This is a genomic window from Mesorhizobium sp. P2_E9 (genome assembly GCF_056403815.1).
Genome location: NZ_JBFUET010000014.1, coordinates 55,523 through 69,025, shown reverse-complemented (window position 1 = coordinate 69,025; position 13,503 = coordinate 55,523). Strand labels below are relative to the sequence as shown.

Below are 13,503 nucleotides of genomic sequence, written 5' to 3'. Positions count from 1 at the left end.
ACATCGATCACGTTAGGTCGACGATGTCCTAAGTAAGCATCGCGGTTTTTCGCTATCTTCGAGTACCGGAGCCCTTCGGTTCCCAACCCAGCCGTCCAAATTTGCAGTTGAAATTTACTTTTTCCGAAGTGTTCGATGCTAGGGGACCAGCACGCAGCTACTACTCTAGCGTGGGGGAGTGAAAGAGTGATGCAGCGTCTGTATGCTACAAGGTTTGGTGATCTTCTGGCGGGAGACCTGCGAGTTTTTGGCGGGCCCTCGACAATCGAACCACTTGCAGGCCGAATCAGGGCGGAGCAGGTCAGTATCGTGCTTCGCAACACGCCTCTTGGCATGGTTGCGAACATACTCAATGCGGCCACTCTTGTTATGGCGCTTTGGGGCTCCCCGGACCAAACGACAGCCATCCTCTGGGCGAGTGTTATCATCGTCGCCGCCGGGTTCGTAGGCCTAAGAGCGAGATCATCATTTCAGTCAGTGAAACCAAGGTCGGTGTCTCGCCGGACAACGCAAAACCTGGTGCGCAACGCCTTCTTGTTCGGCACTTGGTGGGGCGCACTTCCCGTTCTGCTCTTCGGTGGGGCAACAAGTGCCGCCCAGGTCGTCATTACCTGCCTGAGCGCCGGGATGATCGCAGGCGGTGCCGCTTCTTTTTCCACGATTCCTGTTGCAGCCGTCGCGTATACGCTCCCGATTTTCGTCGGTTCGATGCTTGCGATCGCGTGGGTGGAAGGCGACGTCAATCTGCCCGTCGCAATCCTGATAATGAGCTACGCCATCACGCTGTTTCGTGCAGTGCTTGCCCACGCGTTCGAATTTACCCGACGCTTCATTCTGCAAGCGGAAAGCGAAAATGCCATTCGCAGGGATGTTCTAACGAGACTGCCAAACCGGTTCAGCTTCAACGAGCGGCTGGAGAATGCGTTGGTGGACGCAAAGCAGTTTGACCAGCACTGCGCGTTGCTTTTGTTCGATCTTAACAATTTTGCCGAGGTGAATGATCGCTTTGGCCGAGCCATGGCGGATGCCCTTTTGGTCGAAGTGGCTGCGAGACTTCGGAGATCGACGCGGGAGAGCGATGGCATTGCCAGATTGGAGGGCGGCGAATTTGCAATAATTGCTACGCGCGATATCAGGCCAGATCAGATCAGGTCCTTGGCCAAACAGATCATAGATGCCATGCGCGCCCCGTTCTTGATCGAAGGGCGCGAAATATATTGCAGGGCCTCTATCGGTATCGCTTTGGCCCCCGCGGACGGTTTGGATGCCAACCAACTCCTGCGGAGCGTCGACACCGCGCTATACAGGGCCAAGACGCTGGGGGCGGGCTCTATCCAGTTTTTCAGCGCAAGCGACGATGAAGCCGCTGCAAGGCGCCGTGCCCTTGAACGCGATATGGCATCGGCGCTCGCCAATGACCAGCTTTGGCTCGCTTTTCAACCCTTTCTCGACCTCGGGAGCGATCGCATCCGAGGTTTTGAAGCGCTTCTGCGGTGGCAGCATCCGACCCTTGGCCAGATCCCTCCGACGGAGTTCATACCCATCGCTGAAGAAACGGGTTTGATTCACTCCATCGGACACTGGGTCGTCAAAACGGCTTGTTTGGCAGCGGCGCGCTGGCCGCGCGACTTGCGGGTCTCCGTCAACTTGTCGGTAATGCAGCTGAAGAACAAGGCCTTGCTGGATGGAATTGTAGTGGCCTTGGCTGAAGCCGGTTTGGAGCCCCGAAGACTCGAGGTCGAGATCACAGAAACTGTGCTGATTTCGAATTTTGAAGAAACGATTTCGTTCTTACAATCGTTAGTTTCTCTATCCGTCACAGTTGCTCTTGACGATTTTGGCACCGGCTATTCATCACTCACTTATCTTCGTAAGTTGCCTCTTTCGCGGCTCAAGATCGACCGATCTTTTGTCCAGGATATGCTCACCGATGCGGACTGCGCCGCGATTGTACGATCATTGGTTGAGCTGGCGCATGAGCTTCGAATTGAGGTAACGGCCGAAGGCGTAGAAACTCCCGAACAGCTCGACTATCTGCGCTGCGTCAGATGTGATGAAGCTCAAGGCTATTTAATCGGGAAACCTCTCCGGATAGGCGAAATTCCTGGCATTGCCGCGGAGCCGGTGGGTCAGGAGCTAGGTACTTGAATAGCAGGACCGGCACTTTTGCGGCGATGGTCTGGTTGTCTCGTATCTCGACGGTCACGTTGCCTTGCTCAGGTAGGCTGAAGGCGGCAAGTCCGTACAACCCTGGGAGTAGCCGTGTGACGAAGCGGAGGGTGTGGAGCCGCTTCCTCGTGGCGAGTCAACGCCGGAAGATGTACCAAGCGTTTCGTACGAAATGGTCGGAACGATGCAGATTTTCTTGCCACCTGATGAGCCGCACTTGCAACAGTATGTATGGAATAGGCCTGCTGGCCTACCGGAACGCATCACGCCGCTGCCTTCATCTTGAACCGTCATTGCCCTGACAACACATTCTGCCATCGTGCGCGGGTGTCGATGAAGCGCCTGTTCACGCAGACCAGTCGTTTAGCAGGTTGGGAGGAACCCATGAACCCTGAAGCTTTCAGCAACCCAGTTTTCGTGAAGCGTGCAACCTATATCGTCCAGGAAATTGCCAGCCTTGCGGACGCTATCGACTTCCTCAATGACTGGTCAGAAGATCGCCGAGACCTGATCCACGAAGCCGCCCTCAGGACCTGCTATGATGCATACGACGGGCGAAAACCTGTAAGCGCGGCACGCAATGCATTTTTCGGCTTTGCGAAACGGGCCGCCATATTGGAAGATGCAATTTCCGCCATGCAATGGCTCGCTGCCTGCAAGGCGGGTCGGGGAAAGGTGCAGGTATAGGCATGTGGCACGGGGGCAGGCCGAGGGGGCATTGTGTCGAGATTTCACGGATAGCCGAAAGCAGAAGCAGGTCTCGACATTAGGGGCGTAATCCCACCCCACCTGAATCAGATACCGCACATAGATCGCGAGGGGCGATGTTCAGCGACCAGCGGAACCGTTCGGCTGGGCCAAGGTGCGATCGAGGCTATTGCGTCACAGGAGCGGAGACATGACCGGCTTGAGCAGATTTGAGAGGCCAGTCGTTGTTCAGGTTAGCCACCACGGCTCAGAGCGGATCGTCTTCGAGGTCAATGATGCTGCCGCTATCTTGTTGCGTGATCTTCAACGTCAGACCGTGAAACGGAAGGCCGCGATGGATGCCTGTCTGCAGGTGTTGCGCGGTGAGGCTCATCCAGCAGCTGCTCGAAGAGCTTTCGTGGTAGCCGCGCTTGAAGCAAAGATACTTCGCAGCGATTAAGAAAGCTGGGATGCGCAGCAACTGCTGACTGACCATCGCCGGGACAGCCGTTGTTGGAACGATGATGTGAACACTGGTCCAGGTCCGGTATCCCCAGGCTTTGCAGGGCCGCGCTCACCTCGAGGCGACGACCTAGCCTGACTGCGGCATAACGGCGGCGGCGGTGCGAAGCTGACCTCAACGTGACGAACGCGACGGTTTCAGCGGGTCCCGGGGCCGCCGCCGGCGCCTATCAAGCAGCGACTGTGCTTCACATGTTCGGAGATCCCTTGCGCCTGCTTACCCGCGATTTGGCAAGCAGATGCTTCAGATACCACCCATGCAGAGGTATTTCATTTCGAGGTAGTCTTCGATCCCGTGGCGCGAACCCTCCCGTCCGATACCGGACTGCTTCACGCCGCCGAAGGGTGCCGCTTCCGATGACATCCGTCCGGTGTTGATGCCCACCATGCCATACTCCAGCGCCTCGGCGACACGCCAGACACGCTGCAGGTTCGAGGCGTAGAAGTAGGCGGCCAGGCCGTAGATCGTGTCATTTGCCTCATGCACGACCTGATCCGCATCGTCGAAGCGAATGGTTGGGGCCAGCGGCCCGAAGGTCTCCTCCTGCGCAATCGTCATCTCGCTGGAGACTTGAGTGAGGACCGTCGGTTGGAAAAACGTGCCGTCCTTGCCAATGCGTTTGCCCCCGCATTGAATTGCACCGCCTTTGGCGACGGCATCGGCGATATGTGATTCGATCTTGGTGAGCGCCTGCCTGTCGATCAGCGGGCCAATGGCGACACCTGGATTGAAACCGTCACCCACCTGAAGCTGGCGAACCCGTTCGACGAATTTTTCGACAAATTCATCGTGAACGCCCGATTGGACGTAAAGGCGGTTCGCGGAAACGCAGGTCTGGCCGGCATTGCGGAACTTGGCCTGGATCGCGCCGTCGACCGCCGCATCGACGTCGGCATCGTCGAAGACGATGAAGGGCGCATTGCCGCCGAGCTCGAGGCTGACCTTCTTGATCTGGTCCGAGCACTGGCGCATGAGCAGCCGGCCAACCTCGGTCGAGCCGGTGAAGCTGATCTTGCGGACCCTGGGGTTGGTGCAGAGTTCGCGGCCGACGGCATCGCCGTCAGGCGCGTAGACCAGGTTGACCACGCCTTCGGGAAAGCCAGCCTGATGCGCAAGGGCGAACATTGCGCCGGCAACGAGCGGCGTCTGTTCGGCGGGTTTCAATACGATCGTGCAGCCCGCCGCCAAGGCCGGCGAGATCTTGCGCGCCACCATCGAAGCCGGGAAATTCCATGGCGTAATCGTGCCGACGACGCCGATCGGTTGCTTGATCACCAGCAAGCGACGGTCCGTCGATGGCGCGGAGATGGTCTCGCCATAGATGCGGTTGGCCTCTTCGGCGTACCATTGCAGGTACGCCGCCGCATGCGACACTTCCGATTTGGCCTCGGTAAGGGGCTTACCCATTTCCGCGGTCAATATCGCGGCAAGGTCATCGGCGTGGTCGATAATCAGCTGATGCCAACGCCACAGAACGTCGCTGCGTTCACGGGCCGTCAACGCCGCCCATCCAGGCTGTGCTTTATGGGCTTGGTCGACCGCGGCCCGCGTCTCCTGGACACCCATGTCGGGAAGCTCCGCCAGCACTTCGCCAGTCGACGGATTGAGGACCTCGAATGTCCGCTCACTGACTGGTTTGCCAAGCGCCGGCAGGCGGTCAAGGCTGCCAAACAGGTCAGCAGATTTGAGGTGGCGGGTCAGAGGCGGCAGCAGCGGCAATGTCGATTCCCCAGAGGCTCTTGGCCTTTCCGGCCGGGTGGACATCTACTGCGCACGGATGGCTTTTGCATAGGACCACCGCTCACGAAAAGTCGCACGTCTCTTGGGCCGCGGGGAAGGCCGACGGGCTGCTTCCGTTTAAACCGGCGGGGCCTCAACCGCCCGCCAGCGGCGTCATCCACAGCCCCATTTGCCCCAAGCGATCAACTCCTCGTCGCCTGACTGGTAGCTCTTGCCCTTCTAGCCGTCCGTCTCGGGTAGCGTGTCGTAGCGAGCCCCTAGGGGCGGACGCTGGACTGTACACTAGGAGTTACAGCCGCCGGTCAAACCGAGCCTTGCAAATTTCTCGTTTTTGCTGCCCTGACGCAGAAGTTTCGGTTATGAATCGGGACTGGCCTGAGGGCCTGCCCACATTGCAATTGTTACAAAGGAAAACGCATATGGCGACTGGAACGGTGAAGTGGTTCAACAGCACGAAGGGATTTGGATTTATCCAGCCCGACAATGGCGGTCAGGATGTTTTCGTCCACATTTCCGCCGTTGAACGAGCGGGCCTCTCGACCCTCGCTGATGGCCAGAAGATCAACTACGAAATCGAACAGGACCGCCGCACCGGCAAGTCCTCGGCTGGCAGCCTCAGCAAAGCTGGCTGACTTTTCTCCCGCCTGCTGGCAACAGCGGGTGGACGCGATAGGCCCAGGGTGGTCTGACGCCGTATGATAAGAGCCGGCGAGCACAGGGCTCGACTGGATGCTGCAGCCCGCGCGAATTGTTGGGCAAGCCAGGCTGTCTTGAAAGGGAAGGCGGGTTGACCCCGCCTTTTCATATTCCGTTCAGATGCAGATTATGCCGATGGCACTGCGCGCACCCAGAAAAAACCTCGATTTCTGAAATCAAGCTGCGACCTTCTTGCGGGCCCGCTTTGCAGACGCTGGCGGCGTTTCCGGCTCTTTCGGTTTGCGACCAAGACCCATCGTCTTGGCCAACGCCGAGCGCGCCGCGGCGTAGTTCGGCGCGACCATGGGATAATCCGCCGGCAGAGCCCATTTGGTGCGATATTCGTCCGGCGTCAGCCCATAATGGCTCGACAGATGGCGCTTGAGCGATTTGAATCTTTTCCCGTCCTCAAGGCAGATGATGTGGTCCGGTGTCACCGACTTCCTGATCGATACGGCAGGCTTCAGAACCTCCGGGACTTCCGCAGAAACATTGGCGCCGGCCGTGCCCTTGAGTGCCGCGTGCACCTGGCCAATGAGGGCAGGAAGTTCACCGACCGGGACCGGATTGTTGGAGACGTAGGCTGAGACGACATCGGTGGTGAGCTCGATGAGGACGTCGATGTTGTTGTCGGCTTCTTCTGTCATGAAACTCTCCGGGTGGCTTGAAAGACAGGCGGCGAAGTGTCGCTACATAGTGGCGGTTGCCGCTGAAAGCAATAAAGCCCCGGCAAGACTGTTGCGATGCTCGTCTTGCACTGCGGTCAATAGCGACGCTTCCCGTCGTCTTGCGTCTATTGATCGAACGCGGTTGGCAGCATCGCTGCTCGATGTAGCATGAGGGAGCGATCCTGACCTGAAACGCTGCCAAGCCTGTTCTCGATCTCTTTCTACGCTGAAGATCGGAAGCGATCATTCGGAGAATTCCGATCCGGCACGCTCGATAGTGGCTCCCTCTGCGAGCAGAGCTGGCCGCCTGTGAAGCAGCAGAATCGAACTCGCCGGTAGGACAGGCGTTCTCCTGTTCCTCTGCAACGATCTGGTCGAGACATGAAACGATTGCCACGAGAACCCGGGCGCCAAGGCTCGTGCTTCGGGGAGGTGTCCGATGCCCAGCCGGCGGCTGGCGCGTTCGGCTTCGTCCTCGACGAGCCTTCGCCCCGAAAAGTAGCGCCGCGACATTGATGGAAGGGGGCAGGGAAGGCGCCCACGGCGCTTGTGCTGTGGCAGCATGCGCACCGACCGCGTCAGTGTTCACAACCGAAAAACCCGCCACTCTTGGGGGCAAGAGCGGCGGGCTTTTTGTAGAGCTACTCGAACTGAATACGCGTTCTCACTGACATTAGCTGTGGATAATTAAGACAGCATTAACGTGCAAGATCGGGTCATCTAAATCGATCCGAATGCAAGATGCGGCCGGCTCGGGATAGCCCGGGCCAGAGCCGCTGTCGCCGTCAAATCCATAAGGCGCCAGCTGTCAAATAATAGGCGCTTGACGTTACGTAAGGTCCCGTGTTTTTCGCTGTGCGGGGAACGACTTCCAGTCTCGGTTCCAGGGCGACGAAAATGAGGGGCAGCGATGGTGGCTGGCGAACCAAACGACGTGCGCGTCAAGCGTTGCGGTGGCGGATGGGTCGTTCATGTTGTTGAGGACGGCAAACTGACAGTTCATCGGTTCAAGACACAGTGTCCCGCCGAGAATTTCGCCGATGGCCAACGAGCCAGGCTCGGCCTTGCTAGCAGGCCACCAATTGGCGAACACTGATGTCTGGGGGAGACGTTGATGGCTGGCGCGCTCTTTGCGGTGGGCGGAAAGACACATCAGCCGCAAGGCCATTTGCACGCTGCTTATGGCTGATCATCCGGCTAAGATCGCGAAAAGCCAGGTAGTCAAGGATCTGGCCGCGGCGCCCGAAAAAGCGGCATGAATTTGCAAGCCGACACCGCAACTGACTTCAGACAGAAGTCGAGCCGCGTGGCTGTTGGCCCAACCGTGAGATGCGGACAAGCGCCATCTGCCGAAAGCCCGCTGTTGCGAAAGGCGCGGCGGGGCCTCTCCTCGAAGCTGCAGTGTCATGATCCGTGAGGCTAGGTCTTCTCTCCAGCGCTGGGCGAGTTGTAACGGGCGGAGAGCCTCTCTCACATATGCAAGCGCAAGTCACGCTCCGGAGACCAGCGCAGGAATGGCCAAAGGCTCATTCGCCTCGTCAAGGATCGAGAAACTATAGCGGCCCTGCGCGTCAAGATCGACGGAGTAGCTCAGACGGTCCAGTATGTTGTTATCCTGGTCGAAAGTGATGACCCGCGGCTTTAGTGAAGTTATGTGCGCTTCGTCCAGATAGATGGAGTTGCAGACAATGATCTGGTCGTCGGGTTGGCAGGTGCGGGCAGCCGCTCCGTTGAGAATACAGCATCGTGAGCCGCGCTCGCCCAGAATGACATAGGTCGAGATTCGCGCACCGGAATTCTTGTTCCATATCTCCACGAACTCCATGGGCAGGATCCCGGCTGCCTCGCAGTGGTCAGGGTCGAGCGTTATCGAGCCGTGGTAGTCGAGGTTCGCTTCGGTGACGTGGATGCCGTGCAGCTTACCGGCGACTATTTTTCGCATTGGTCTTGTTTCCTATCATCATGGATGACTTGTCCCGCCATCCTCTGGGCGGCCGGGTTGCCCCGCTAAATTCCGACGACGAGGGCACCGCCGCTGAGGCCCGCACCTGCTGCCGCCAGAAGGACTTTCTCGTCCGGCCGAAACGGCTGCGTGCGATGGGCGAGCGACAGCGAGAGCGGGATCGTCGCAGCAGAAGAATTGCCGTATTCGACGATCGTCTTGACGATCGCTTCATCCGCAATGCCGAGGTTTCGCCCGACCGCATCGAAAATGCGGGCATTGGCCTGGTGCGGCACGAACCGGTCGATGTCCTGGGGTCGCACTCCGGCAGCGGCAAGCGCGCCTATCGAGCAATCGGTCATCATCTCCACGGCCTTGGCGAACACTTCGCGGCCATCGGTGATCGTCATCCGGGTCTGCTCGAGGTCGAGGCCGTCATGGAACGGATTGTTGCTTCCGCCGGCCGGGATCTGAATCAGCCCGTAGCGCGAGCCGTCGGAATCCACCGAAGCGCCGAGGACGCCCCGCTCCGGGTCCTCACACGGACCAATCACCACGGCACCAGCTGCATCGGCAAACAGGACCGAGCTTGCGCGCTCGGCTGGATTGATGCGGCGGCTGAGGATGTTGGCGGCGATGACCAGCGCCGGTTTGCCGTGCAGGCGGGTGAAACCATCTGCGAACATCAGCGCATAGATGAAGCCGGCGCAGGCGCCGGTGAGATCGATCGCACCTGCGCGACCAAGGCCGAGCTTGTGCGCGACCAGGGGCGCGCTTGGCGGCAGGAGGTGATCGGGCGTCGAGGTGGCAAGCAACAAAAGACCGATGTCGCCACGGTCGATGCCGGCATTCGCCAGCGCCATGTCGCCGGCGTGCGCGGCTAGGCCCGACAGCGTGTCTTCGTCGTTTGCCCAGAAGCGCGACCGTATCCCGGTGCGCCGCTCGATCCAGCCGGGTTCGAGCCCAAGACGGTTTTCGATCTCCGGGTTCTCGACCTTGCGAGTGGGCGCATGATGGCCGAACCCGAGAAGGCGCGACGATCGGCTCATGGCCTTGAACCGAAGCGTTCGCCGGCCTCCTCGATGGCGTCGTAGAGCCCGTCCAGTTCCTCGCCGGTGATGCAATAGGGTGGCAGAAGATAGAGGACATTGCCAAGCGGGCGAACAAGCAGCCCCTGATCGAGGAAAAACGCGCGCAGCTTCGCACCGATTTCGGCGAGATAGCCGGCAGAGCCGGTGCGTAGGTCGAGGGCCGCGATCGTGCCGGTGGCGCGGCAGTCGGTAAAATATGGATTGTCCCGAAAGCGCTGAACCCCGGCGGCCTGCATCGCGCTCAGGGCCGCGACCCGCTCGGCCACCGGCTCGTCACGCCAGATCTCGACATTGGCCAGTGCCGCCGCGCACGCAATCGGGTTGGCGGTGTAGGAGCTTGAGTGGAAGAACGTCTTCGTCCGGTCCTCGGAATAATGGGCCTGGAAGATGGCATCGGTGGCGAGCGTGGCAGCCAGCGGGATCACGCCGCCGGTCAGGCCCTTCGAGGTGCAAAGGATATCCGGAGAGATCGATGCCTGCTCGCAGGCGAACATGGTTCCGGTGCGCCCCCAGCCTGTCATCACCTCGTCGGCGATCAGCAGCGTGCCGGAGGTTTCTGCGATCTTCTTCAATTCGGCCAGAACCCAGGCCGGATACATCAGCATGCCGCCGGCGCCCAGCACCAGGGGCTCGACGATCAGCGCAGCGGCGCGCCGGTCACGGGAGACTGCCTCGAACCGATCCAGCGTCTCCTGCTCTCGCCCCGCGGTCGGGAAGGGGATGGTGTCGACCTCGAAGAGCAGCGGCTCATAGGCGGCATTGAACACGCCGCGGGCGCCAACGCTCATCGTGCCGATGGTGTCGCCATGATAGCTGTGCTCCATGACGACGATGCGCGAGCGCGGCGCGACGATGTTGCGGAAATAGCCGAGCGCCATCTTCAACGCGACTTCGACGCAGGTCGAGCCGCTGTCGGAATAGAACACCCAGTCGAGGCCGGGCGGAGCGAGACCGACAAGCGCCTCGGCCAGCCGTTCGGCCGGCTCGTGCGTGAAGCCGGCGAAGATGATCTGATCGAGGCTCGACGCAGTCGTCTCGATCGCCTTCATGATGCGGGGATGGCGGTGGCCGTGGGTGACGACCCACCAGGAGGAAATCGCGTCCAGGATGCGAGTGCCGTCGGCCTTGTGCAGATAGGCGCGCTCGGTCAGCACGATTTCAGGGATCGCCGGCTCGAGCGCGTGCTGGGTGAAGGGATGCCAGACATGCGACATCAGTGATCTCCCGTGCACGAGGCGAAGGCGAAGCCGGCAATCATTGCGTCTCGCAGCGTTTTGTCCGTCAGCGGGTCGAGATGAGGCAGCCTGCCGAGCTGCGGCACCCCGCCCATTTCCACGATTGTCCGTTGCGTATCGGCCATCTCATCGCCGATGAAGGCAATGCCGGCCAGCGGGATGGAGCGGGCGCGCAGGGCCTCGATCGACAGCAGCGTGTGGTTGATGGTGCCGAGCGTGGTGCGGGCGCACAAAATGACCGGCAGCCGCCACTCAGCGAAGATGTCAATGAAGCTTGTGCGCCGGTTGAGCGGCACCATCAGCCCACCCGCCCCCTCGATGACGAGCGGCGTCGGCAGCACGGGAAAAGTAAGATCGGCAGCCTTGATCGCCACGCCGTCGATCTCGGCCGAACGATGCGGCGACAGCGGGCTCCGCAAGCGGTAGGCTTCCGGCAGCACGCGCTCCGGGGGCAAGCCGGCAAGCCGCGCAACCACCTCGCTGTCGGTCTCGTCGTCGAGGCCCGATTGAACTGGCTTCCAGTAGAAACCGTCGAGCAGGCCGGCGAGCCCGGCCGCAAACACGGTCTTGCCAATTCCGGTGTCGGTTCCGGTGATGACGATGCGTTGGGTCATGCCGCCTCGGTCATGTTCGGGTCGACACCTCGACGAGCGCCTCGACCATCGCGGAAATGTCGGCTTCCTCGACGTTGAGCGTCAGGGAGATGCGCAGGCGCGATGTGCCCTCGGGCACGGTCGGCGGGCGGATGCCGCGTATGTCGATGCCGCGCGCCTGCAGTGCCGCCGCCACCGCCATGGTGCGCCTGACGTCGCCGATGACAAATGGCTGGATCTGCGATCCGCTGGGTGTCACACCGCAGCGCTCAGCCAACTGGCGGCCCGCGAACGCGATACGCTCATGCAACTGAACACGGCGCATCGGCTCGTCAGACAGCATGGCGAGCGCTTCGCGCGCCGCGACCGCCATCAGCGGCGATGGCGCGGTGGCGTAGATGAACGGCCGGCAACGGTTGACGAGATAGTCGCACAGGATTCGCGGTCCGGTGACCAATGCGCCGGACGCGCCAAGCGCCTTGCCGCATGTATGAAGCGCGACGATGTTGTCGCGTCCCCCGAAAGCGCCGGCCAGCCCCCGGCCGTCCAGACCCCAGACGCCGGTGGCATGCGCCTCGTCGACGACGATGAATGCCTCATGCCGATCAGCGAGCGCGAGCAGGCTCTCCATAGGCGCGCAGTCGCCATCCATGCTGTAGAGGCTTTCGACCGCAATCCAGACGCGCCCCGTGCCGCTGTCGGCGCGCCAGCGCGTGATCGCATCCTCGACAGCATTGACGTCGTTGTGTGCGGCCAGCACGAACTGGGCGCGGCCGGCCTGGGCGCCTTCATGCATGCTGGCATGGGCGAGTTCGTCGAGGACCAGCAGGTCGCCCTTCTGCGGCAGCGCCGTCAGGAGAGCGAAGTTGGCGATGTAGCCGCTGCCGAAGAACAGCGCGCGCTCGGCTCCGAAGAACGCTGCCGCGTCCGTCTCCAGGGCCTCGTGTTCGGGCGCGTTGCCGCGCAGCAGCCGCGACCCGGTGGCGCCAACCGGCGTGCCTCGCGCAATCGCCGCCGCGACCGCATCGCCCAGTCTCCTGGAGGCGGCAAGCCCGAGATAGTCGTTCGACGAGAAGTCGAGCCCGGCGCGCGGCGACAGCGTCCGCAGCCGGTCCTTGCGCTGCAGTCCCTGCAAGGTCGCATCATAGCGGGCGAGGGGTGCCCCGCTCATTGCGCCTCGAGTTCCATCGGCTCGATGCCGAGGCGCCGGAACAGCAGAGTATCCTTGTCCTCGCCGGGATTGTCCGCCGTCAGCAGCGTGTCACCGACGAAGATCGAATTGGCGCCGGCAAAAAAGCACAGGGCCTGCATCTCGTCGGTCATAGCGGTGCGGCCGGCGGAAAGCCGGACATGCGATTTCGGCATCATGATACGCGCCAGCGCGATCACGCGCACGAATTCGATCGGCTCGATGGGCCTGGCGTCGGCCAGCGGGGTGCCGGCGATCGGGATAAGCATGTTGATCGGAACGCTTTCGGGATGCTCCGGCAGATTGGCCAGCGTGACCAGCATGTCGATCCGGTCGATTGTCTCCTCGCCCATGCCAACAATGCCGCCGCAGCAGACCTTGATGCCGCTGTCGCGGACATTGGCGAGCGTGTCCAGCCGGTCGGCAAACGTCCGGGTCGAGATGATCTCGCTGTAATAGCGTTCCGACGTATCGATGTTGTGGTTGTAATAGTCGAGACCGGCCCCTTTCAGTCGCTGCGCCTGGCCGAGGTCGAGCATGCCGAGGGTCATGCAGGTCTCCATGCCGAGCGCCTTGACGCCTTCGACCATCGCGACCACCGCATCCATGTCGCGCGCCTTGGGATTTCGCCAGGCCGCGCCCATGCAGTAACGGGTGGCGCCGGCATCGCGCGCCTTGGTCGCCTCGGCGATGACGCGCCTGACCTCCATCAGCTTCGATGCCTTCAGGCCGGTTTCGTGATGTGCCGACTGGCTGCAATAGCCACAATCCTCCGGACATCCGCCTGTCTTGATGCTGAGAAGCCGGCTGAGCTGGACCTTGTTCGGATCGAAATTCTGGCGGTGAAAGGTTTGTGCCTGAAACAGAAGGTCATTGAAAGGCGCGTCGTGGAGCGCTTGGGCTTCCTCCAATGTCCACATCCTGTGGTGGTCGAAGGATTGAGCCTCGGGCATTGTTTCTTTCGAAATTG

General features: G+C 61.0%; 12 protein-coding genes. 4 read left to right on the top strand and 8 right to left on the bottom strand.

Annotated elements, in window-relative coordinates; all coding sequences use genetic code 11:
- Positions 1 to 189: 189 nt before the first annotated feature.
- From AC1D05_RS24285 to AC1D05_RS24275, 3 genes are all read left to right on the top strand, one after another.
- On the top strand, positions 190 to 2,148 hold the full coding sequence (locus AC1D05_RS24285; RefSeq protein WP_477444390.1) for a putative bifunctional diguanylate cyclase/phosphodiesterase: 1,959 nt from the start codon (positions 190 to 192) through the stop codon (positions 2,146 to 2,148).
- 405 nt (positions 2,149 to 2,553) lie between these two features.
- Positions 2,554 to 2,856 (top strand): DUF982 domain-containing protein, encoded by a 303-nt coding sequence (locus AC1D05_RS24280; RefSeq protein WP_477444389.1) that lies wholly within the window; start codon positions 2,554 to 2,556, stop codon positions 2,854 to 2,856.
- A 211-nt stretch (positions 2,857 to 3,067) separates the two neighbouring features.
- On the top strand, positions 3,068 to 3,316 hold the full coding sequence (locus AC1D05_RS24275; protein ID WP_477444268.1) for a DUF982 domain-containing protein: 249 nt from the start codon (positions 3,068 to 3,070) through the stop codon (positions 3,314 to 3,316).
- Positions 3,317 to 3,622: 306 nt separating this feature from the next.
- On the opposite strand, the gene AC1D05_RS24270 is transcribed toward AC1D05_RS24275, so the two are convergent.
- Entirely contained in the window at positions 3,623 to 5,098 is a 1,476-nt protein-coding gene (locus AC1D05_RS24270; protein WP_477444267.1) for an NAD-dependent succinate-semialdehyde dehydrogenase, read from the bottom strand.
- A gap of 440 nt (positions 5,099 to 5,538) precedes the next feature.
- Here AC1D05_RS24270 and AC1D05_RS24265 point away from each other — a divergent pair, with 440 nt between their 5' ends.
- Complete coding sequence (locus tag AC1D05_RS24265; RefSeq protein WP_023749661.1) at positions 5,539 to 5,751, top strand: cold-shock protein; 213 nt, start codon at positions 5,539 to 5,541, stop codon at positions 5,749 to 5,751.
- A gap of 240 nt (positions 5,752 to 5,991) precedes the next feature.
- On the opposite strand, the gene AC1D05_RS24260 is transcribed toward AC1D05_RS24265, so the two are convergent.
- The 7 genes from AC1D05_RS24260 to bioB form a co-directional block, all read right to left on the bottom strand.
- On the bottom strand, positions 5,992 to 6,462 hold the full coding sequence (locus AC1D05_RS24260; RefSeq protein ID WP_477444266.1) for a Ros/MucR family transcriptional regulator: 471 nt from the start codon (positions 6,460 to 6,462) through the stop codon (positions 5,992 to 5,994).
- Between the two features lie 1,510 nt (positions 6,463 to 7,972).
- The gene (gene panD, locus AC1D05_RS24255; RefSeq protein WP_477444265.1) at positions 7,973 to 8,425 is read right to left on the bottom strand and encodes an aspartate 1-decarboxylase; all 453 of its coding nucleotides are present in this window, start codon (positions 8,423 to 8,425) and stop codon (positions 7,973 to 7,975) included.
- A gap of 65 nt (positions 8,426 to 8,490) precedes the next feature.
- Positions 8,491 to 9,474, bottom strand: coding sequence for a beta-ketoacyl-ACP synthase III (locus tag AC1D05_RS24250; protein WP_477444264.1), 984 nt, complete (start codon positions 9,472 to 9,474; stop codon positions 8,491 to 8,493).
- Positions 9,471 to 10,730 carry an adenosylmethionine--8-amino-7-oxononanoate transaminase gene (locus tag AC1D05_RS24245; protein ID WP_477444263.1) on the bottom strand — a complete coding sequence of 420 codons (1,260 nt, stop codon included), beginning with the start codon at positions 10,728 to 10,730 and terminating at the stop codon, positions 9,471 to 9,473. The genes AC1D05_RS24250 and AC1D05_RS24245 overlap by 4 nt, the downstream gene beginning before the upstream one ends.
- On the bottom strand, positions 10,730 to 11,365 hold the full coding sequence (gene bioD / locus AC1D05_RS24240; RefSeq protein ID WP_477444262.1) for a dethiobiotin synthase: 636 nt from the start codon (positions 11,363 to 11,365) through the stop codon (positions 10,730 to 10,732). Before bioD ends, AC1D05_RS24245 begins: the two co-directional genes overlap by 1 nt.
- A 10-nt stretch (positions 11,366 to 11,375) precedes the next feature.
- The gene (locus AC1D05_RS24235) at positions 11,376 to 12,515 is read right to left on the bottom strand and encodes an 8-amino-7-oxononanoate synthase (RefSeq protein ID WP_477444261.1); all 1,140 of its coding nucleotides are present in this window, start codon (positions 12,513 to 12,515) and stop codon (positions 11,376 to 11,378) included.
- Positions 12,512 to 13,453, bottom strand: coding sequence for a biotin synthase BioB (bioB, locus tag AC1D05_RS24230; protein WP_477444388.1), 942 nt, complete (start codon positions 13,451 to 13,453; stop codon positions 12,512 to 12,514). Before bioB ends, AC1D05_RS24235 begins: the two co-directional genes overlap by 4 nt.
- Positions 13,454 to 13,503: the final 50 nt, after the last annotated feature.